The organism is Niastella yeongjuensis (assembly GCF_900110245.1).
Lineage (GTDB): Bacteria > Bacteroidota > Bacteroidia > Chitinophagales > Chitinophagaceae > Niastella > Niastella yeongjuensis.
This window is the reverse complement of the sequence record NZ_FOCZ01000003.1, coordinates 222,844-245,349: the sequence shown is the minus strand read 5'-3', so window position 1 is coordinate 245,349 and position 22,506 is coordinate 222,844. Positions and strand designations below refer to the sequence as shown.

Genomic DNA, 22,506 nt, shown 5'->3' with positions numbered 1-22,506 from the left:
AATCAGGGAATGTAATTATTGCGTCAAACCTATTTTACTCAATAAACGGATATTAGCCATATCAGCATAATCGAACTGATACAACCCGTCTTTGGCTACCACCAACGCGCGGTTGTTCCAGGCAATAACATCATAGGTTTCCATACCGCTTATTTGCTTTATCAGTTTCAGGTCTTTGGCATCGCTTGCATTGTATACTTTAATGCCGTCTTTGCCATCGCAAACAAACAGCGTATTCCCTTCTTTCGATAATCCAAAAGGACTGGTAAGGGTGTAAGATTTTAATAATGCCGGTTGGTTAAGATCGGTAATATCCAATACTTCCAGGGAATTGGTAGTGCTGCCACAGGTGGTGCCACTGCGTAAGGTAACCCAGGCCTTATTGTCATCGGCGATCACGGGGTCACAGCTACGTGCATGTGAAAACGTTCCTTGTCTGACCGGAGTACCAGGCGTCGATACATCATAAATGTACATACCGGTAGTTGAACCAATGAACAATTTGTTTTTGAACGGATAGATGGTTTCTATCGTCTGGTTATCGATTACCAGCTTATTGTTGTATTTAGGATCCTGCGGGGTAGATACATCAAATGAATACAATTCGCGGTCCGATACGGTGTACAAATAATCGCTCATCAGGGTAAAACGGGCCATAGAGCCACCCTGTCCGTTACCAGCGGGTCTTTGCGAGGAGAATCCACCGGCGCTGGAAGAAGCCAGGAAAGAATAATCATAAGCTACAGGACCGCCCGGACAGGCCATAACGGTATCATGTGTGTTCCAGCCAGTGATCACTTTGATAGAATCAGGGTCGGTAGTATTATTGCCATATCTATAATAGGCATTGCGGTAAGGAAATGCATTGTTTACAAACTTTTTCGCTGTTACACTCAGCGGGTTACTGATGTCAAAAGCCACCAGGTCGCTATAAGAATCAGCAAAAAGTGTATTGCCTTTTACTGCCATATCGATATTACCGGGAATAGTAACAAACGCAAGGTTCTTCGGCGCTGAAGGGTTGCTGTTATCTATAATATGGATACCTTCATTCGATTCGTTCAGGAAAATATAATTTCCGTATATATAGATCTTTCCCGGATTTTTTAACGCCTGTGCAGGATTGCTTTTCATATTGGCCCGCACCTGGCTAAGCGAAGTATAAACAGGATCATACAACGTGTATGATCGGGTGCATTTTTCTTTATCGCAGTTGGTTAAGAACAGGGATAACATTACAGTTATGGTTAACTGTAGGCCCGACATAAGATGCCGTTTCATAAGTTTAGCTTTTCACAACTGACAAACGTCAGAAAATAAGCGTTGCCTCTCCCTGTTATTTTCGCAGAACTATTTTGCTACAACTTACCTAGTAGCACTTTTATACTGATGCCGGTTGACCAGGCATACTGCCCGGTTGACACGTCTTTGTTAACCAGTCCATTGAGCGCATAGCGAAGGTTAGGACCAATCCATATTGGATGTTTGCTGCGTTGCAATAACCCAACGCTTAACCCGGCCACAAAGTTGATCTGGGTTTTATTGAACAGATCATTGTCTTTATAGTATACGCCTTTTATGCCTTCGTAATGCAATGCATCCTCCGAGATCAGCCTGGCTATGGAAAAACCACCTTCTAACTGGAACGGCGGCAATCTTCTTCCTTTGTTGATCTGCCAGCTTACCGTCAATGGCATTTCCAGGTAATGAAAACGATAGGTATAACGCTGGCTGTATGTTGCATTAGCATAGGAAGCATTCCCGCTAATCGTTTGTGCCGTATCGGTACCTGCAGATTTGTAATAGGTTTTTACCACCGTGGCCTGCGAAGGACCCACATTCACTACAATTGGATTAGCGGCAGAATTCACCTTCTGCCCTACCTCGGTATGTACACTTATATAATTGTATTCAAGCCCCAATGATATTTTCAACCGGGGGGAAATAGTACGTTGAACAAACAGGCCTACAGAAAAAGAGAAATCAGCCTGAATAGGTGAAGCTTTCTTTGGCGGCGCGGTATAGGCCGACCAGTTTACCATTTGGTTATTGGCAGTACCGCTGAAGTTATTTGTACTGTTGTTGCCACTTGGGCTGGCATTGCTGCGGGCCGCCAGGTCTTCAGCATAGTATTTTTCGGTTCCTAACAAACCCTTTAACTGGAACAGTCTGCTTTCAGCAATGCGCGAATAACCGGCGTCAGCCATGGCACCCCAATGCCACAAAGAAGGTTTTCTATGTTGAATAGGCTGGGCAACCGCAGTGGTATTACCCAATGAATCGGGCAAAAGCAGCAGCTTGTTACTAAATGGCGTTGCTGTTGCTTTGTTGGTGGCAATAGTATTATCCCGGTCATTTACCCGGGCCGGCATGGTGCTGTTTAGGTTCTCAGGTTTGGGTACCTCAATATCACCAATTGTACTGCTTACCGCCTGTTCGGGCGCTTCCATTATAACAATTGTTCCCAGCACGCCATTCTTATTCTTGTTGGTACGATGGCGCTGCTTTTCATAGGTTAGCTTATTGGTAAAGGTCTGTTCACCCCGGTTTTTATTTCCGGGATTATAAGTATTCGGTTGTTGAACCTGTTTCTTACTCTTATTAATAATGGTTGTGGCCGCAATAACCGGTTGTTTGGTACCAGTTGCCTCAGCAGAGGATTCATTTGATACATTGGTCGGTTGCTGTGCACTGGATTGTGATGATGCGTTAGGGCTGGCATTTTCTTCGCCAGTTGTGTTTTTCTCCGTTACCGGTTGTAAAGTAGTGGTGTGTTTATCAGAAGTAGAATTGGTCGATGTTTCAGTGGGTTTTGTAGTTGATAAGGAAGTGACTGCCGTCTTTGCAACGTCAGTCGTATGAGTATGCGTTTGAGCAGTGTAAGTATACAGAATAAAGCCTCCGGCGGTTATGCCAACAAAAACTGCGGCCATCCACCACCACATGATGCGGCGACGGCTTTTACCCTGGTGGATGTTTCTTTGCACCTCCATCCATACCCCATCAGAAGGACGCAGCTTTAGCTCCTGCAACTTCTGGTGTACCTGTTTCTCAAATTCATGGTCGGACATACGTTTCCTTTTTTGTTTCTACGCTCGTTTTTTTTAACCACGTTATCAATAATGCACGTGCACGGGCATATTGTGACCGGGAAGTACCTTCATTAATACCTAGCATTTTTCCAATTTCTACATGTGAAAATCCTTCAACAGCATGCAGGTTGAAAACCGTTTGGTAGCCTGCCGGCAACTGGCGGATCAACTCAGCCAGGTCTTTTGCCTGCAGTGTCACCTCGGGGTTATCGTCTGACACCGGGTGCAGGCTTGTTTCAGGAAAGGATAGATCGGTTTGGTAACGGCTGTTCTTTTTGAGATAGTTTAACGCTGTATTCACCATGATCCGGCGGATCCAGCCGCCTAATTCCCCTTCAAACTTAAACTGGTGCAGGTTACGGAATATTTTTATAAACCCTTCCTGCAGCACATCTTCTGCATCGGCCACAGACTTGGTATAGCGATAGCACACCCCCAACATACTCTCAGCAAAATGCTCGTAGAGCTGTCGTTGGGCCTCCGGCAGCCCCTTCAAACAATCTTTAACCAGCCTGTTATAATCCATTTATAGCTATGTGGTGACAATGATCGATGTCATACCGTTGCACCGGTTGTAGAAAATGCAATTTTATTATTTATTCCACTATTCTGAAATAGTATTTATTTAGAATATTTAAGTAGCAGAAGGGCAGTGGGCAAAAGGCAGCGGGCAGAAAGACCGCGACGGTGCCGCGAGCCAGCCGAAAACAAAGACCACTTAATAACCTAAGAACATAAGAAGCTGCCCCGACTTTAAACTTTAAACTTTGAACTTTAAACTAAAAACTGAGACCTTTGCGGTCCTATGGCAACACTAATTGAAAGAGATAAAAAAGCAGTCTGGCACCCCTATACCCCCCAAAAGTCCATGCCGGAGCCCATTCCGGTAGTAAAGGGAGACGGGACCTACATAATTGACGAGAACGGAAAAGCCTATATAGACGCCATCAGCAGCTGGTGGGTCACCATTCATGGACACGCACACCCTTATATTGCCGAAAAAATATACGAACAGGCCAAAACCCTGGAACAGGTAATTTTTGCCGGGTTCACCCATGAACCGGCTGTACGGCTGGCCGAACGCCTGCTGGAGATCCTGCCGGGTGATTTTTCAAAGATCTTCTATTCCGATAATGGTTCTACCGCCGTGGAAGTAGGTGTTAAAATGGCCCTGCAATACTGGTGGAACACAGGCAATACCAAACGCAATAAGATCCTGGCGCTGAACCACTCGTACCATGGCGATACCTTTGGCACCATGAGCCTGAGCAATCGCAGTGTGTTCACCCTCGCCTTCCAGGACAAACTGTTCGATGTTATTTTTACCGATGCTCCCACCAAAGACGCTCCTTTGTACGATGGCCCCTGGGATGAAATTGCCTGTTTTATTTATGAACCCATGTTACAGGGTGTTGGCAGCATGAATATTTATGACGCCACCGCCCTGAATAAATTATTGCAGCAATGCCATGCCCATGACGTGATCTGTATTGCCGATGAGGTTATGACGGGTTTTGGCAGAACCGGAAAATTGTTTTCCAGCCTGTATGTAGAGGAAAAACCGGATATTATCTGTTTGTCGAAGGGGTTAACCGGCGGCACCATGGCGCTGGGTGTAACCGCCTGTACAGACAGGATCCACAGCGCCTATGTAGACGACGACCGGAAAAAAACATTTTTCCACGGGCACTCCTTTACTGCCAATCCACTTGCCTGCTCCGCAGCCCTGGCCAGTATGGATCTGTTATTGCACCCCGACTGTCTGTCGCAAATAGAACACATCAGCCAACAGCAACAGCAATTTGTTCAGCAGTTAACTACAGATAAGCGTTTTGAAACGCGCGTAAAGAATGTGAGGGCTATTGGAACCATCATGGCATTTGAAATTGAATCGGGCCGCGATGGATATTTGAATACAATAGGAATGGATGTTACCCGAAAAGCATTGGAGCAGGGTATTTATCTGCGTACGTTGGGTAATACCGTTTACATTATGCCGCCGTATTGCATTACCAGGGAAGAGTTAGGTAAAGTGCATACCGCGATTATCAATATTTTGGAAACAATAGAGTAAAGCGTAAAAAGCAGGGGTTGTTCGCCCCTGCTTTTACCTAATGACTTATACGCCCCAATCATCGGCAGACAATTCAAATTTCAACTCGCCATTGGGCAGTTTACCGGCTTCCTTCCAGCCAAAACTTTTATAAAAGTCGGCCGCACGCGTGTTGGGAGCTGTGCTTAACCATATCGTGTCGGTGGTTTGTGTATAGTACCAATCGAGCAACATAATCAACAGTTCGCGGCCAATTCCCTGGCCTTCAAAATCAGGTTGCACAAACAAGGCCCATACGTTATGCTTCTCCAGGTCACCAATAGCAAAACCCACAATGTGATTGTCTGTTTCACACACCCAGCCTTTGCCACGTTTTGACAAATAATCGATATAGTCCTGCTCGGTAACCAGTGCAGGGTTGCTCAGGGCGTTTTCCTTTACCGCCAATCGTAACTTCGACATTTGGGGTATATCGGATAAAGAGGCTTCTCTGAAATTCATGTAATGTTTTTTATCTGCGTCTTCTTTTTTTGAAAGACCCGATTTTTAGAAAAAAAATTATGCCCGATAAGGTGGCCGTTACACCATTGGCCAAAATTATGGGCGTATCGTGAATATACAACCCATATACGAACCAAAGGATAGTTCCTAAAAAAAGCATTGAAAAAGTAACAATTGACAGGTCTCGTGTAGACCTGGTTTTGATCGTTTTATATGCCTGTGGAACATAAGCTGCTGTGGTGAGCAGCGCCGCTGTTAATCCGATGGTCGACATTGTCATAGGGGCAAAAGTATTCAATCAAATATTAATGAAAAATAAAACCCTGCCGTAAAACAGCAGGGTTTTATTAAAATTGATCCGTTGTATTAAAAAATATTAAAAAGCGGGATCTGCCGGGGTGCTACCGTTATTGTCGTGTTCCTGGAACGGATACGGTAAAAAGTTGCGTTTACGTTCGCTTACCGGGCGGTTAAACCGGCGGCTGTCGGCCAACCGCAAACCCGATAAATATAATTCTATAGCCCGTTGCCGGTAGATCTGATCGAGCAGCTGCGCCTGGGTATACGTCGTATTATCAGCAGGTAAACCCGCTCCCACCCCAAATGGATCGCTGGCTGGTTGTTTAGTGATGATCTTGTTTAATTCTGCCTTTGCATTTACCAGGTCGGGAGACGCCTGCCGGGCATAAGCCTCTGCTTTTATCAGGGTCATTTCACCGGGTAAATAAACGGGTATGGGACCAGCTGCGCCTGCAAAAAAACCGCTGAGCCGGTAACGCGGATTTGTTGCCGAAAGTGCGATATAGAAAGGTTCCCGTTTATCAGCCAGGTCTGGCGCCAGGGCCGGCGGCAGGCCCATGGTAGAATCAATGGGCTGGTACACGTTGTTGGTAGAAGTGGCCGTTTCAAAGATCGGGTTCAATGTAACCAGGTCGAAATTAAAGGTAGATCTCGCGGAAAGGTTTACCAGGTTGGCTTCCGCTAACGCCTGGGCATAATTGCCGGTATACATTGACAGGCGCGCCTTCAACGCATGCAGTGTGTTCACAATGTCTATCCCGGCCGGAATGCCTCCCCGGAATGCGGGACTGATGGTGTCCGCTGTAACGGTCGCAATGGCATGGCTGATCACGTCCAGGGCTCTGGTATACCCTTCTGTATTGGGCGTAAAATTAACGGGTACGCCCACTCCGGTTGTATCGGGAAGTCTTTCCCAGAACATAGCCAGATTGGTAAGGGCCAGCGCTTTGAAAATACTGGCATAGGCGATCAGCCCGCTGGCATAGTTTTTATCGGTCAACGATGGGGCGTTTTTAAGCACGGTATTGGCATCGAAGATCACTTTATTACTGTTGATCCAGAACGACAATACAATGGTATTGGTAGCATCCACCTTGTCGCCCCCCTGGAAAAACTGGTATTCTGCAGTATTACCCTGGTTCAGGATACTTAGCTGGTTGCTCAGAAATCCGTCTGTGGTGATCTGGTTGTAGATAGAACCGGCACGGGTGGCCGCATACGTTCTATGCACGCCCGTAACCAGCCCCGTTAACCCCGCAGCAGTTTTTTCTACATTATTGGCGCTGGCCTTGTTAGGATCAGCATAATCTTTTTTACAGCCAACGGAAAATAACATTGCCGCGGCCATGGCAACACAGATAGTATATTTTATATTAAATAGCTTCATAAAATCAAATTTGCGTGTTAGAATTTAGCAGCAATATTAAAACTGAAGGTGCGGGGAATGGGTACTGTACCGAAGTCAATAGCCCGCAGCAGGGTGCTTTGTCCACCCGAGTTAACTTCAGGATCATAGCCTTTATAGTCATCCCAGGAAACCAGGTTACGGCCGCTTACACTTAAAGTGAGGTCACTAAACACTTTTACTTTGCCAAAATTGTAGCGCAGGTTTATCTCACGCAGTTTTACAAACGAGCCATCATCCACGCGCCATTCTTCTATCTGGTATACGCTGTTGATGTATCCACGGGGTAATAGCCCCAGGTCTTCCTGTTCGGCTACTTTACCATTACCCACTCCCTGTCTTGTTCTGAAATCGGCATTCCATACGTTCAGGCCCTGTACCGCATCGAACTGAACCCGTAAACCCAATTTCTTATAGCTTAATTCAGCTACTGCAGAACCTGTCCAGTCAGGATTGGGATCGCCGATTATTTTACGCAAAGTAGTGCCTGTAGGCAATCCGTTGGCATCGCGTTGCGGTGTATACGAAGTAAAATCATTTTGTATGCCTTTTTCAGTTTGAGGGAACCCGGCTGAGTTTTTAACCTGGTTGCCACTGGCATCCACAGCAAAGAAGGTCCCGTAAAAAACACCTACCGGTTGGTCCTGTATTAAATAAACAGGGGCGCCGGCATTGGTGCTGAAGGCGGCCGCCTTGCCGATGTCTTTGGCTTTATTGCGGTTGTGATTGTAGATTACCGTTACATCCAGGTTCCAGTCTTTGTCTTTGTATGGCGTACCGGTCAGCATCACTTCAAACCCTTTGTTCTCCAGGGCGCCATAGTTATCCAGCAGGCTCGAGTAACCATTGGTAGGCGCTATGTTGCGGGCTATAAGCAGGTGATCCACTTTTTTGATATAATAGTTGAACTGCAGGTTCAGCCGGTTGGTAAAGAACGAAAGGTCGGTACCTAATTCCAGTTCACGTTGCTTTTCAGGCCGCATTTTCTCATTGCTCAATTGTGATTGGGAAGAAAAAGAAGTTCTTCCTACATACGGAAAGGTGATATAGGAATTGAACCGGTCGTAGGGACCTATACCCGTCAGGTTACCCGATTCACCATAAGCTACCCGCACCTTGGCTACATTCCACCATTTTGAAACGTTCAGCTTGCTCCAGAAATCGGTTTCCGATAACAGGTAACTGCCACTGGCTTTTACATACACCTGGTTGCGCTCGTCTTTATCAAAAGCAGAAGCGCCATCAACCCGTACGGCACCGGTGACAAAGAGCTGGTCCTTGAATTTAAAATTCTGTTGTAAATAGGCACCTGAAACGGAGAATTCCGTCCGGTTATCGGTTCCTGGTAATACGGTACTGGCACTATTCACGGTTTGAATGAAAGGCGTCATACCCCGGCCCTGTAAAATACTCAGGTTGTTTTTTTCGTATTGTACCGAATAACCAACCTGAGTGGTTGAAGCCAGGTTATCGTTGATGTTGGTTTGATAGGTACCGTTCACTTCATGGTTTATCTGGAAGAAAGTATTGGCCCCCGTACTGGCATACCCGTTCAAAGTGGGGTTAATCGGATCACCACCGCCCCAGAATGCCGTGTTCACATTATAGGTATAAGGCGGCATAAAGGTGGTACCACGCTGGCTGTAATTATCTATACCCATGGTATAATCGAAACTTAATCCTTTGGCTGGTCTTATTTTCAGTTTGGCATTGGCAATAAGCCGGTTGGTTTCCTGCTTTTGTTTGAAATCTTCAATTACTGAAACCGGGTTCACGCGGCCACGTTCTCCCACTGCCAATAAATTCCCGAATACATCCCGTTGCCAGATGTTGTGAAAATTACCAATGATGGTAACGGAGTTCATGGGTGAGAAGAACGAATTGCCATCGGGCTTTTCATCGGAGGTGCTGTTCACATAGTTCATTCCAATGCTCATATTGGCCCAACTGTTCAGTTCCTGATCGAGGTTAGCCCTGAAACTGAAACGTTTGAAATCGGTATTCTTGATAATACCCTCGTTATAGAAATAGGAAGCTGAGGTAAAGTATTTGGTTTTATCTTTTCCGCCGCTTACCGATACGTTGTTATCGGTTCCCAACCCGGTTTGAAAAATGTAATCCTGGTAATCGTAGCGGGTTACCGGGGTGGTATTGGTAGGCAATGCAGGGGGCGTACCAACCGTAGAGATGAGGTCCTGCGTTAAGGCGCCCGGTCCATCGGTAGGACCGCCAAATTTTACCGGTGCTTCGTTCACATCCAGCTTTTTGCGCAGGTGGCTTGTCATGATGCTGGTGGCAAAACTTACCACAGGCGCACCGGTGCTGCCTCGTTTGGTAAATATTTGAATAACCCCGTTATTGGCCCTTGACCCGTATATAGCCGATGCCGCAGCGCCGTTTAGTACTTCAATATGATCTATATCGGCCGGGTTGATATCCACCATCCGGCTTTGGCCAACGGTGCCAATAAAGTTGGTACCGTCATAACTGTTCTGCGTATTGGTTACCCGGTTAGTGGCGTTGTTTATGATTACCCCATCAACAATATACAAGGGGTCTGAAGAGCTGTTTACCGAACCAACCCCACGCAGGCGTACAGAAATACCGCCGGCCGGGTCGCCCGAGTTTTGAATGATCTGTGCACCGGCCGTTTTTCCCTGCAGGGCCGCCAGTACGTTACCGGTAGCGCCTTTATTGAGTTGATCGGCTTTTACGGTGCTTATATAACTACCCACCTGTTTACGGGTGGTTCCTTCCGATGTACCGGTAACCACTACTTCTTCCAGGCCCAGCGCATCTTCGGCCAGCGTAATGTTTACCGTATATTTGTCGGCACTGCTAACGGTCAGGTTCTGGGATGCCTTTTTAAAACCAACACCAGAAAATTCCACCGAATAATTGCCCGGTTTCAGTGCCGCATTGATAGAGTAATTACCCGATGGATCAGTAGCAGTTCCAAAATTGGTATTTTTAACCGTCACAGAAATACCGGCCAGCGCCTGATTGCCCGTTCCGGTTACCTTTCCACTAATACGAACCTGGGCAAACGTCAGGCTCACCATCAGCTGGCAGAACAGTAATAAGCCAACTGCTTTTACTGATCGACTACGCAATGATAAAAATTGGGTCATAATCCTTTTTTTCGAATTAATAATTAAGTACCATGAATCGTTTGAAGGACAGGTTTATGCTGTTTCAAAAATTTCGGGTAGTAGATGTGGTAGGGCCGGAAGTTGTCAATGATTCAACAACCTGGTGGTAGTGACGATAAAAAAAGATGTGTTGGATTAACTGGGATGATGTGTGTATTCCCGGTAGAAATATTGGGATGGCTATAGATACCATTCCAGCGATCAATTCCTTGCAATTGAGTTGCCTTTCTATAGGTATAAAGCATGGCGCAACAGTTAGCTAACACCAAATTCAGCATTAAAACGCAGATTACCAAAACAAATAGCACGTTATTGCATGTTTGTGCAGGTTTAAAATTAAAGGAATTAGTAATACTTCCTTTTCCCGCTAAACCATGCAGAACTTGTAAAGAATAGGTACCAGGTACCGGACTCAAATTAATTGCAGGCTGACTATTAGTAATTATGCCCGCATTAAGGGCCCGGGGCCCGGGGCCCGGGAACCGGCAACCGGCAACAAAAAAAAAAGCCATCCCTTGCTTACGCTCAGGACAGCTCCTTGCTTACTTTACTCTTATTTACGTGTAACCTTATTGAACTTTGAAATCTACTTCATCATTACCCCACAATAATGACACTTTACCGCTTTTATTAACAGTGAAGGTCATGCGTTCGGTGAAACCGGGGGCTTTACCGGGTTTTACATTTACGCGCAAAGCGTCATCACCTTCTTTGTAATTGGTTCCCCATTGCTTCCAGGTTTTATTAAAGATGATCACCCACTCATCTTTACCGGGAATGCTGTACAAACCATATTTTCCTGCGGGCAGGCTTTTGCCTTCTACTTTTACATCTTTGCTTACTTCAAACACGGTAGCTTCGTTGGCGCCGGTTCTCCATACCTGACCATAAGGCGCAATTTCCTTTCCAATTTCGCGGCCCTTTACAGCTGGCTGGCTATAATCGATAGAGACAACCGCACCGCTACTGATAGTTTCCGATACTTTAGCAGGCGGACTGGGTCTTTGTGATTTATCACCCTGTTGTGCCTGTACGCCTATTGCTACCAATGCTATGGCAGACAAAAGCAACAATTTTTTCATACTATTCTGTTTTAAGATGAAATGTAAGCCTTTATGGATTTTTTTCGAGCAACTTTTTCAAATTGCCCAGCGATTTCTCCATAGGCGGCCCCAATTGCTTATCAAAAACTATGCTACCAAATTTTTCCCAGGGGTACCAGCGTAATTTCACATCAAAATACCATTGTATAACCAACTGATCGGCTGTTCCCTGCCAGGTAAACCCACTGGCAAGTACCTGCGCATTTTTCTGTTGTTTCCAGGCCGTGTACAGAGTATCACCGTTTGAAGGCAGACTTGTAACATGTAACTGATCGCTCGAAAAAGCTTTTTCAGTGTATTGCTGATTGGTAAGGTCGGGATTGTTAGTCAGCTCATTCCATTCTTTCCACTGACGCAGGTCAGTTACCCAGGCCCGCAAACTATCACCCGGCACGGCAATATTCATTGCCCTCGAGATCCGGATCTGGGAAGGAATAATTAAAGAAAAAAGGTACGTGACCAAAAATAACACCACCGCACTGATGATGGCCAGTTTCACTATTCGCATTTTATAGTTCTTGGGGTTTAAGTTCTTAGTTATTGGGTTCGTAGGTTCTAAGTTCTGCGACGCGGTAACCGCGATGAGAATCTCTGCCCTCTGCCCTCTGCCCTCTGCCTTCTGCCTTCTGCCCTCTGCCCTTAAATCCTATTCCCAACGGAATATTCTTATCAGAATGCTATAGGCCAACAAACACCACACGATCAAAATAGTGATCTCCTTGCCCACGCCCAGCAAATGCATGCCTTCGAACGAAACTTTACGCATGGCATCATTCAGCGCCGTCAGGGGCAGGTAATTGATAATAGCCTGCATACTTTCGGGCAATAAGCCTTTTGGGAAAAAGGTGCCCGATAAAAAATATTGCGGGAACATAAACAGGTTGGCATAAATAGGGATCACATTCTGGTTCTTGGCCACACTGCTGATGATAAAACCAAAACCCATGAACACCGTTACCCCCAGAAAACTTAACACCAGCAATTCCAGGAACGTAACAAATCCATGCGCCAGGGTAAAATGATAAAAGAAGGTGCCGAACAGGATCAGAATAATGGAGGTAGTGAGCTGGAATGCCACCCGCGCCAGACTTTCGCCCAGTACAATAAATGTTTTGCGAACCGGGGTAGCAAACATCCGTTTCAACACCAGGGTTTCCCGCAGGGTAAAGAAAACGAATGCCACGCCAAAAACGGCAGAACCGATCAGGGAGAAACCCAGCATACCGGGTAAATAAAAATCGATCATGTGATAAGGTCGCCCCTTGATCTCTTCTACAGAAACGGTAGCGACTTTATTGGAGACGGTTTTGGCAGTTATTTCATCAACGAAGCTTTTCAGCAGGGCCTGCACAGCCGGCAGGTCTTTCTGACTGGCCGACGTGGTTTTTAAATGAATATCGTATTGAACGCCGGTTGCATTGGCTGGCAGTTCTCTTACTTCTATCAGGGCGGTAATGCGTCCTTTCTTCAACTGGTCTAACAGTTCTGCCTCACTGCCGCTGTGGATATCGAAAGCCGAAATAGACCTGATGGCAAAATAAACCTGGTTGGTGGTATCGCTTTTGGCATCGAAGGCCACATCATAGGCCTTTCCGCCACCGCCTGTTAAGGCCCCAAATACCATAATGAGTACAATGGGAAAGAAAAGGCTAAAGAAAATAGCCTGGGGACTTTTAAAGATGGCCCGCAGGGTGGCCCTGCAAATAGCCCACATGGCCGTCCATTGGTTGTATTGACCCGACATAGTTTAACTCAAAAATTAGGGGCAAAGGTAATCGGCAATCGGCAGACGGCAAACGGAGATGGCAAACAAGTTCGCGTCCTTTAAAATTAATAAACGACCTCGCCTGCCTCGCCATAGCCTTGACGAAGGAGGACCTATGCCTTTTGCTTTCCCTGTCTGCCGTTCCCCTTACCACCTTAGGTATCTTCTTTGCCCTCTGCCCTCTGCCCTCTGCCTTCTGCCCTTCAGGATTATTGAATCGTCATCTCAAAAGGTATCCTGGCCTGCGTTACGCCCATCATTCCCTTTACCCTTTTCATGGTTTGGTAGGTTTTCATGCCTTCCTCTCCTAATTCTTTCTGTATGGCCGTTTGGGTATTGTCTTTTTCGTATCTGCCGAAAAGCACATCCAGCACGTTGTGTGCTTCGGGATATTCCCGTAACCGGTAATCGCTTGTTTTGGCCATCCGGGCGGCGCAGGCAATGGCGTCGTCGAGCCCGCCAAGGCGGTCAACCAGCCCCAGTTCCAGTGCCCGGGAACCGCTCCATACGCGGCCCTGCCCTATACTGTCGATATAGCTTACTTCTTTTCGGCGGCCTTCGGCCACTCTTTGTTTGAATGTTAAATAAGTGGAATCGACGCTGTTTTGCAGCCAGGTGCGTTGAGCAGGCGTTAATGGTTTGGTAGCTACCAGCATATCTGCCTGGGGCGCTGTTTTTACGCCGTCGAAGGTTACACCCAGTTTGTTATTAAAGAATTTCTCCAGGTTTGGCAACATCGTAAAAACCCCAATAGAACCGGTAATGGTATTGGTTTGTGCAAAAATACTGTCGGCATTGCACGATAAATAGTAAGCGCCGGAAGCAGCTACATCACCAAAGCTAACCACTACGGGTTTGCCGCCTTTACGGGCCAGGGTAAGTTCGCGCCACATGTTTTCACTGGCCAGGGCACTGCCGCCACCTGAGTTGATGCGTACCACAATTGCTTTTATATTGTTATCGAGGCGGGCCTTGCGGAAAAGCTCACGATAGGTAACACTGCCGATCATATCGCGGTCCCCTTTGCCATCGATGATATCCCCTTGCGCAAAAATAACAGCGATCTTGTCTTTGCCATCACGTTTAAAGTCCACCGCTTTGGCATATTTCTGTACGGTAATAAAATTGATCTTGTCGAGCTTTACACCGCCCAGTTTGGTGGCGATCTCATTCTTTACTTCATCGTCGTATTTCAGTCCGTCGATCAGTTTATACGTTACTGCATCAGACGCAAACTGGATCTTGTATTCATTGGCATATTGATGCAGGGATGCAGTATCCAGCTTACGCGCTTCAGCGGTTTGCAGCAACAGGCGGTTATAAAAATCACCCAGCATAACCGATAACTGCAGCCGGTTGGCATCGGTCATTTGTGTTTCGCGGAAGGGTTCGGTGGCGCTTTTGAATTTACCGGCATAAAAGATCTGGGGTTCTACTTCCAGTTTTTGCAACAGTCCTTTTAAAAAGGCCAGTTGAACTGCATATCCCCGCCAGTCTACCCCGCCTTTGGGGTTACAATATATTTTGTCGGCCATATTACCCACCGAGTAACCACCCTGGGTAATTACATCGCCATAGGCGTAAATAAATTTGCCGGAACCTTTAAAGTCAAGGAGGGCATTGCGTATTTCCTGGCTGGCGCCCATACCGTTGGCATTGCTGCCACATTTGAGGTAAATACCTTTTACAGCGGTATCGGTTTTTGCATAACTGATCATGCGCAACACATCGTACAGCGAGGGTACATCCCCATCTTCCTTATCGGAAAAACGGGACAACGGATTTTCCACACCAATTTCCGGATAACTACGGCCCAGGTCAACCACCAAAACGGCTTTAGCCCCTGTACTTACCTTTTCCGAGGAGGTCAAGCCCGTGATCAAACCCACAAAAACGAAGAACAAAATGACACATAACACGAGGAATGCCAGTAGCGATGCCAGGAATATTTTAAAAAAGCTCTTCATTAACAAATTTATTTTAAACGAAATTCAAAGATATTTGACCCTTCGAGGGAATGCAATATATGAATAAAGTCTTTTTACTGATAGGCGGCAATATGGGCGACCGGTTGCAAAATCTGCACCAGGCCATTGCCCTTTTATCGGCTACCTGTGGACCGGTAATACAACAATCGGCCGTGTACGAAACGGCAGCCTGGGGCAAAACCGATCAGGCCGCTTTTTTAAACCAGGCGTTGTTGTTAACTACTGCCTTAACGCCGCAGGAACTTATAACCACCATATTATCGGTGGAAGAAAAAATGGGCCGGTTACGCATGGAAAAGAACGGGCCACGGGTGATCGATATCGATATCATTTTTTACAATGACCTGGTGATACATGAACCACACCTTACCATCCCCCACCCGCAATTGCAAAATCGCCGTTTTGTACTAATACCGCTGGTAGAGATTGCGCCGGCTTATGTTCATCCAATATTTAATAAAACGGTAACTGCATTGCTGGAAGAATGTAAGGATGATTTAGAAGTTAAATTGATCACTACGCACACATGAAATACCACTTCATTACTATAGAAGGAAATATTGGCGCGGGAAAAACAACGCTGGCACATTTGCTGAGCAGGCATTACAATGCGCGGTTGATACTGGAAGAGTTTGCCGATAATCCCTTCCTGCCCAAATTCTATGAGAACCCACAGCAATATGCGTTCCCGTTGGAGCTGTTCTTTATGGCTGAACGTTATAAACAGCTGAAGGAACTGATCCATACCAATGATCTGTTCCAACGGACAACCATCACCGATTACCTGTTCACCAAATGCCTGTTATTTGCCAAGGTAAATTTGCCTGAAGAAGAATACCGGTTGTATCAAAAGCTGTTTGAGATCATTCACCAGCAACTGGTGCAGCCCGAATTGCTGATTTACCTGCATGCACCGGTAGAACGTTTACAACAGAACATTAAAAAGCGGAATCGTTCTTACGAACAACACATTCCTGATGAATACCTGCTGAACATTCAGCAAACCTATACGAATTATATAAAGCAGCACAACATGAAAACGCTGATCGTCGATGCCAGCAATGCCGATTTTCTGGGCAATCCCAAACACCTGCAGGTGATCATCGATGCGCTGGAAAAGGATTATGAACCCGGACAACATTATTTTACGTTACCATAAAAAGGCATTCACCTAATATTCAAACTTGCGCAGCGTAGGCGCCTTAAACCACATAGTGGTTACCACCAGTAAGGTCATGGTGCCGCCAAATATAACAGACGGAACGATGCCTAATAATTTGGCTGCTGCACCGCTTTCAAAAGCGCCGATCTCGTTCGATGAGTTAATGAACATGGAGTTTACGGCAGAAACCCGACCGCGCATTTCATCGGGTGTTTTTAACTGCAGAATGGTTCCCCGTATTACCACACTGATGCCATCGAGGGCGCCACTCACCAGTAAGGCGAAAAAGGAAAGCCAGTAGATGGTAGAGATGCCGAAAGAAATAATGCTTATCCCGAAACCGGCTACCACAAACAACAACAGCATCCCCTGCTTTTTACGAAGCGGAAAAAAGGTAAGCGTTATTATAATGAACATGGAACCGATGTCTGCCGCGGCATTCAACCAGCCAAAACCAATAGCGCCTACGTGCAGAATATCACCTGCAAAAAACGGGATCATAGCGGTAGTGCCGCCAAACAATACGGCCAGCATATCGAGCGATAAAGCGCCCAGCAGTTCTTTTGTTTTGAAAACATATCGCACCCCTTCCTTAACACTTTCCCAGGTAGCCTGTCCTTTGTTGGAATGCACAATGGGTTTGCGTTCTATCTGAAACAACGCCGTAGCGGCAATGGCTACGTATATCATAATCAGCAAAAAGGTACCGCCATAGCCGGTATAGGCAACCAGGAAACCGGCAGAAGCATGGCCAAGCACAGAAGCAGTTAACCAGGTAGTGGAACTCCAGGTAACGGCATTGGGCAAAATAGTTTTCGGCACCAGTTGGGCTAAAATAGAACTGGTGGCAGGACCGGTAAACGAACGCAGCACCCCGGTACAAAACATAACGCCGTAAATAGCTAACTGAACAAATTTTTTACCCAGGCTCAACTCTGTATGTTGCCACGTTATAAACAGAAAGGCAACCGTGCAGAGGAAATACAGGAGGATCATTTTGAAAAGCAGTGTACGTTTGTCGCTTTTGTCAACCACATGCCCCGCATACAATGCCAGCGAAATAGCAGGTACCGCTTCCGATAATCCTACAAACGCAAGGGCCAGTGGATTTTTTGTGAGCTGGTACATCTTCCAGCCTATTACGGTAGCAATCATACGCATACCCATTATGAAAAAGAACCGCTGAATAATAAACAGGCGAAACTCTTTTATGCGAACTGATACAAAGGGACTTGTGGGATCATTGGCTACCGGATCGGCTGACATGCTATAACAATTTGATGTTCAACAAACACGTAAATCGAGGGCAAAAGTAACTGTTATTGCTTATATGTAATAGCCGGCCGGGAAATGAAAAATTAAACCTGTTTTAATGAACCAATTCGTTAAGGTAGTTGTATAGCCAGTATTCCACATATATCGTTTTGCACCGATAAGCACATTAGAAAAACATTATATTCTATCACAACGGTAGAATAAATTATAAAAGTGGTAATTTCAACTCCTGTTTAAATTAATACAATGGCAAGCATTATAGACCTGGTAGGCAATACCCCAATGGTGGAGATCAAACAATTGAATCCCAATCCGAATGTGACTATTTATGCAAAGCTGGAAGGGAATAATCCGGGGGGTAGTGTAAAAGACCGGCCGGCATTGAATATGATCAGATCGGCGCTGGAACGGGGCGACATACAACCAGGCTCAAAACTGATTGAGGCAACAAGCGGTAACACCGGCATTGCACTGGCCATGGTAGCCCGGTTGTTCAACCTTGATATAGAACTGGTAATGCCATCCACTTCAACCCGCGAAAGAACGCTTACCATGGAAGCTTATGGCGCCAGGGTAACTCTCCTGGACAGCATTGAAAAATGCCGCGATTATGCCGAAGAAAAAGCTGCCACCGGTGAATACGTGATCCTGAACCAGTTCTCTAATCCTGATAATTATAAAGCCCATTATAAAACCACTGGTCCGGAGATCTGGCGCGATACCAACCAGGGTATTACCCATTTTGTAAGCTCCATGGGCACTACCGGCACCATCATGGGTTGTTCCATGTTCTTTAAGGAAAAAAATCCCAACATTCAGATAGTAGGCTGCCAGCCAACAGAAGAATCCTCCATTCCCGGTATTCGTCGCTGGCCCAGGGAATACCTGCCCAAGATCTTTGATCCCAGCAGGGTCGATCGCATCATCGATGTATCGCAACAGGATGCAACCATTACCTCGCGCCAACTGGCCAAGGTAGAAGGCGTTTTTGCCGGTATGAGCAGTGGCGGTGCCGCCTCAGCAGCATTCCGATTAGCAAAGGAACTCAAAGAAGGAGTAATTGTATTTATTGTATGCGACCGCGGAGACAGATATCTTAGCAGCGACTTGTTTGTATAAGTAAATGAGTTTTAAGTTCAAGGTTTTAAGTTCAAAGTTTTAAGTTTAAAGCTTCCGCATCCGGGTCCTAAGTTGAAGTTATTGGGTTCGTAGGTTATTAAGTTCTTGGTTCCAGGTTCGCAGCCTCCGGAGGAGGGGGAGTTGGTTAACCTCACGAGGTTTTCATCTCTGCCTTCTGCCCTCTGCCTTTTCCCTCAAGCTTCCGCCGTAGTAGGATCAATGATCGTCATCACCCTGCTTATTCTATCAGCCGGAAATCCCGCCAGTTGCGCATGTTTTTTAATTGCAGCTTCATCCGGTGCGTTATATATGCAGTAGATCTTATCGCCGGTTACATAACTATGCACCCATTGTATCTGTGGCCCCATATCGAGCAAAACACCGCAGGAGGTTTGGGAAGCAGCGCGTAATTGTTCGGGTGAAAGATTTCCAACCCCGGGCATTTCCCTTTCAATAACAAACTTTGGCATAGCTGGTAATTTCTTATTAAGTTACCGCTTTATAACCACGCAAAAAACTGATCGAAAACAGTAAAACTCACTGGTACCGGCTATTTGATCCCTGACTCTTTCAATTCTTCAATCTTTTTCCGGTCGCCTACGATCCACACAATATCGTCCCATTCAAAAATGGTGGTGGAGTCAGGGTTCAGGATCCGTTGTCCATCCCGTTCAATGCCTACTACCAATCCATTGGTGGCTTCGCGGATGCCGGAATTGCGCAGGGTTTTGCCCCGCACGCCGATGTGTTCATCAACTATGATCTTGGTCAGGGTAATTTCTTCATCTCCGTCTTTCGCCGGCAGGATCGCAGATTCTAAAATGGCGCGGAATTGTTCCAGCTGCACATCGGTACCGATCACCGCGATCTTGTCGAACGGATACAACACATCGGTACGTTCAGGAGCCGTGATGGTAATGGTGCCGCGTTCAATATAAGCGATGTTGATGCCGTATTGCTCGCGCCAGGCCAGGTCCAGCAGGGTTTTACCTATTACGGTCGATTCAGGCGGCATGGTAAAATAAGCCATGTGCGCGTCCCAGGGGGTAAGATCACCGGAAGCAGAGCTTCGGATCTGTTCCCGCTGATTCAAATTCGTTAAAAAGCGTTTTTCAATCCGCGCATAGAACGAGTTCAATCTTCGGGAGAACACCAGCAATACCACTATAATCACGGGCAGTATAGCCACAAAAGCGATCATGGTACTGAACAGCTGGTCTACCATAAAACCTACCAGCACCACCAACAGTACGTTCCGCACTACTTCCAGCATTACCAGCGGACCATGGTTATATTTTTTATCGAGCCACAAATTTCGGTACGAGAGGGAATGCATTTTACGTATGGCCAATGCCCATAAGAAAGGCGCGGTAGCCACCAGGGTGATCACACAGGTTATAATGCCGGCCAATACCTCGCCCTTCACACTTTCTTTTAGGAGGGGTAACAAATAGGTGCCCGACAAAAACACAATGGCAATAACGATCACCGAGTTGGTGGCCATCAGCATCAGATAAGATCGCAATACAATGCGCCATTCGCTTTCGGCCTGTATGGTTTGTGCGCCCGTACTGTATTGGTTAATGGCGATTCGCCATTTTATAGGCAACCTGGGCGATAGCCAGCTAAAGAACGGATCGGCCAGCCTGATCATATACGGTGTGGTAAAGGTGGTGATCACCGACACCCCCACTGCTATCGGGTATAAATAATCGCTGGTTACCTGTAACGATAATCCCAGCGTGGCAATGATAAAAGAGAACTCCCCTATTTGCGCCATGCTCATACCTGCCTGCAATGATTGCTTTAACGGCTGGCCCGAGATCAGGGCACCTATGGTAACATGGAGCGTTTTACCCAATATCACCACAAATGACAATACAAACACCGGCCCAATGTATTTCATCAGCATATCCGGTTCTATTAACAAGCCTACGGATACAAAGAATACCGCGCCGAATAAATTCTTTACGGGTTGAACCAGGTGTTCTATCTTTTCGGCCTGCGGTGTTTCTGCCAGAATAGACCCCATGATAAAGGCGCCTAAAGGTGCTGAAAAACCGGCGTAGGTAGCAGCCACTACCATCAGCAAACACAGGCCTAATGAAATAACGAGCATGGTTTCATCATTCATTATTTTACGGCCCCATTTCAAAAAGCCGGGGATCAGAAAGATCCCGGAGAGAAACCAGAGGAATAAAAAGAAAGCCAGCTTCAATACGGAATACAACATTTCCATACCCGCCGATTCGCGGCTTACGGCCAGTGTTGATAACAAAACCATCAGCAATACCGCCATCAGGTCTTCCACCACCAGCACGCCCAATACTACACTGGCGAATTTTCTTGTTTTTACGCCCAGTTCATCAAATGACCGGATGATGATCGTTGTAGAGGAAATGGCAATGATGCCTCCCAGGAAAATACAATCCATCGATGGCCAGCCCATCATCCTGCCGGTAACATAGCCTAACCCCACCATACACACGATCTCGAAAATACCGGTAACACCGGCAGTACCACCGATATTCACCAGTTTTTTAAAACTGAATTCAAGCCCCAGACTGAACAGCAGGAATATAACGCCGATATCTGCCCATACCTTCACCCCTTCCAGGTCACTGATGGAAGGCAGTAAGGAGAAATTGGGCCCAACCAGTATACCGGCCAGAATATACCCCAGTACAACGGGTTGTTTTAATTTTTTAAATAACAGGGTGGTTACACCGGCAATAGCCAGTATCAGCGCAAGATCTTGTATAAGCGTTGGTAAATGGGACATTGGTCGGTTGGTTAACTTATATTGTCTTTAGGGAATTGCCTTCCTATAGCTATCGGCACTTGAATTTCAATGGTTCCGTTACCGGTCACCGGTTTCCGGGCCGACTGGTAACTGGCAACCGGTAACTATTTTTCCTCCTACTTCTTACCTATTACCCCTTGTCAACCTGTTAACATGTTAACCTGTCAACGTGTCAACTGATCAACTCGTCAACTGATCAACTCATTTCTCCTCCTTCAACAATCTCTCCAACACATAATACACCGCCGGACAAAAAGTCGAGTTCTTCAACGTAAGCGGCACCCGTTTCAAGATCACATCTTCATCGGTATAGGGGAACCGTTCGCAGTCAGACGGACGCACATCATAAATACTGCAATAATTATCTGCACCCAAAAACGCACATGGTGTTTGCTTCACCACATAATCGCCTTCTTCATCCAAACGCAAATAAGTTTCTATAAACACGCTCTCCTTCATTTTAAGGTGCTTGCTGATCCGTTTGATATCAGGCGTCTTAAAACGCGGAGAATAATTTTTACAACAGGCGGCACATTGCAGGCAGTCAACTTTTGAAAAAGCTTCCTCGTGCAGATCGGGCAATTTTTTCAACACTTTGGTCTTGTCTGCCCGCTTCAACAGATTGCCGTATTGCTTCTGGTGTTCCCCACTTTTCTTTTTCCAACTGCCATCTCCCAGTCCGCCTACGGGTTCATTATTGTCACGATGTGCTGCCATTGCTGTATTATACGATTCTATAATTAAAAATTTCCTGCTCCTTACTTTTTCACGGTTAAAATGGCTTTTTT

The 22,506-nt window shown here is 46.2% G+C and carries 19 protein-coding genes; 4 read left to right on the top strand and 15 right to left on the bottom strand.

The features are described from left to right. Window positions 1-15 precede the first annotated feature (15 nt). The 3 genes from BMX95_RS09450 to BMX95_RS09440 form a co-directional block, all read right to left on the bottom strand. Window positions 16-1,281 carry an LVIVD repeat-containing protein gene (locus tag BMX95_RS09450; RefSeq protein WP_081197484.1) on the bottom strand — a complete coding sequence of 422 codons (1,266 nt, stop codon included), beginning with the start codon at window positions 1,279-1,281 and terminating at the stop codon, window positions 16-18. A gap of 77 nt (window positions 1,282-1,358) precedes the next feature. Further along, window positions 1,359-3,071 carry an outer membrane beta-barrel protein gene (locus tag BMX95_RS09445; RefSeq protein WP_081197483.1) on the bottom strand — a complete coding sequence of 571 codons (1,713 nt, stop codon included), beginning with the start codon at window positions 3,069-3,071 and terminating at the stop codon, window positions 1,359-1,361. Then, window positions 3,058-3,618, bottom strand: a complete 561-nt coding sequence (locus BMX95_RS09440; RefSeq protein WP_081197482.1) for an RNA polymerase sigma factor — start codon at window positions 3,616-3,618, stop codon at window positions 3,058-3,060. The genes BMX95_RS09445 and BMX95_RS09440 overlap by 14 nt, the downstream gene beginning before the upstream one ends. A gap of 279 nt (window positions 3,619-3,897) precedes the next feature. Between BMX95_RS09440 and BMX95_RS09435 the strand changes: the two genes are divergently transcribed. Continuing rightward, window positions 3,898-5,166, top strand: a complete 1,269-nt coding sequence (locus BMX95_RS09435; RefSeq protein WP_081197481.1) for an adenosylmethionine--8-amino-7-oxononanoate transaminase — start codon at window positions 3,898-3,900, stop codon at window positions 5,164-5,166. Between the two features lie 45 nt (window positions 5,167-5,211). Here BMX95_RS09435 and BMX95_RS09430 read toward each other — a convergent pair whose 3' ends face one another. The 8 genes from BMX95_RS09430 to sppA form a co-directional block, all read right to left on the bottom strand. Then, entirely contained in the window at window positions 5,212-5,646 is a 435-nt protein-coding gene (locus BMX95_RS09430; protein WP_081197480.1) for a GNAT family N-acetyltransferase, read from the bottom strand. A 10-nt stretch (window positions 5,647-5,656) separates the two neighbouring features. Next, window positions 5,657-5,920, bottom strand: a complete 264-nt coding sequence (locus BMX95_RS09425; RefSeq protein WP_242672984.1) for a SemiSWEET family sugar transporter — start codon at window positions 5,918-5,920, stop codon at window positions 5,657-5,659. Between the two features lie 102 nt (window positions 5,921-6,022). Next, entirely contained in the window at window positions 6,023-7,333 is a 1,311-nt protein-coding gene (locus BMX95_RS09420; protein WP_081197478.1) for a RagB/SusD family nutrient uptake outer membrane protein, read from the bottom strand. Between the two features lie 17 nt (window positions 7,334-7,350). Further along, window positions 7,351-10,482 carry a SusC/RagA family TonB-linked outer membrane protein gene (locus BMX95_RS09415; RefSeq protein WP_081197477.1) on the bottom strand — a complete coding sequence of 1,044 codons (3,132 nt, stop codon included), beginning with the start codon at window positions 10,480-10,482 and terminating at the stop codon, window positions 7,351-7,353. 590 nt (window positions 10,483-11,072) lie between these two features. Beyond that, window positions 11,073-11,585 carry a DUF2911 domain-containing protein gene (locus BMX95_RS09410; RefSeq protein WP_081197476.1) on the bottom strand — a complete coding sequence of 171 codons (513 nt, stop codon included), beginning with the start codon at window positions 11,583-11,585 and terminating at the stop codon, window positions 11,073-11,075. 31 nt (window positions 11,586-11,616) lie between these two features. Further along, window positions 11,617-12,114, bottom strand: a complete 498-nt coding sequence (locus BMX95_RS09405) for an SRPBCC family protein (protein WP_081197475.1) — start codon at window positions 12,112-12,114, stop codon at window positions 11,617-11,619. A gap of 138 nt (window positions 12,115-12,252) precedes the next feature. Then, window positions 12,253-13,350: an ABC transporter permease gene (locus BMX95_RS09400; protein ID WP_081197474.1), complete on the bottom strand. Its 1,098-nt coding sequence runs from the start codon at window positions 13,348-13,350 to the stop codon at window positions 12,253-12,255. A gap of 230 nt (window positions 13,351-13,580) precedes the next feature. Then, window positions 13,581-15,338, bottom strand: a complete 1,758-nt coding sequence (gene sppA / locus BMX95_RS09395; RefSeq protein WP_081197473.1) for a signal peptide peptidase SppA — start codon at window positions 15,336-15,338, stop codon at window positions 13,581-13,583. A 59-nt stretch (window positions 15,339-15,397) separates the two neighbouring features. On the opposite strand from sppA, the gene folK reads away from it, so the two are divergent. Together folK and BMX95_RS09385 are read left to right on the top strand one after the other, a co-directional pair. Continuing rightward, the gene (folK, locus tag BMX95_RS09390; protein WP_242672982.1) at window positions 15,398-15,889 is read left to right on the top strand and encodes a 2-amino-4-hydroxy-6-hydroxymethyldihydropteridine diphosphokinase; all 492 of its coding nucleotides are present in this window, start codon (window positions 15,398-15,400) and stop codon (window positions 15,887-15,889) included. Beyond that, window positions 15,886-16,518 carry a deoxynucleoside kinase gene (locus BMX95_RS09385; RefSeq protein ID WP_081197471.1) on the top strand — a complete coding sequence of 211 codons (633 nt, stop codon included), beginning with the start codon at window positions 15,886-15,888 and terminating at the stop codon, window positions 16,516-16,518. Before folK ends, BMX95_RS09385 begins: the two co-directional genes overlap by 4 nt. Window positions 16,519-16,530: 12 nt before the next feature. Here BMX95_RS09385 and BMX95_RS09380 read toward each other — a convergent pair whose 3' ends face one another. Then, the gene (locus BMX95_RS09380; protein ID WP_081197470.1) at window positions 16,531-17,787 is read right to left on the bottom strand and encodes an MFS transporter; all 1,257 of its coding nucleotides are present in this window, start codon (window positions 17,785-17,787) and stop codon (window positions 16,531-16,533) included. A 255-nt stretch (window positions 17,788-18,042) separates the two neighbouring features. Between BMX95_RS09380 and cysM the strand changes: the two genes are divergently transcribed. Continuing rightward, window positions 18,043-18,915, top strand: a complete 873-nt coding sequence (gene cysM / locus BMX95_RS09375) for a cysteine synthase CysM (protein WP_081197469.1) — start codon at window positions 18,043-18,045, stop codon at window positions 18,913-18,915. 194 nt (window positions 18,916-19,109) lie between these two features. Here the strand turns inward: cysM and BMX95_RS09370 are convergent, their stop codons facing one another. From BMX95_RS09370 to BMX95_RS09360, 3 genes are all read right to left on the bottom strand, one after another. Next, the gene (locus BMX95_RS09370) at window positions 19,110-19,385 is read right to left on the bottom strand and encodes a DUF4242 domain-containing protein (RefSeq protein WP_081197468.1); all 276 of its coding nucleotides are present in this window, start codon (window positions 19,383-19,385) and stop codon (window positions 19,110-19,112) included. An 80-nt stretch (window positions 19,386-19,465) separates the two neighbouring features. Then, window positions 19,466-21,697, bottom strand: coding sequence for a monovalent cation:proton antiporter family protein (locus BMX95_RS09365; protein WP_081197467.1), 2,232 nt, complete (start codon window positions 21,695-21,697; stop codon window positions 19,466-19,468). Between the two features lie 222 nt (window positions 21,698-21,919). Further along, window positions 21,920-22,435, bottom strand: a complete 516-nt coding sequence (locus BMX95_RS09360; RefSeq protein WP_081197466.1) for a YkgJ family cysteine cluster protein — start codon at window positions 22,433-22,435, stop codon at window positions 21,920-21,922. Window positions 22,436-22,506: the final 71 nt, after the last annotated feature.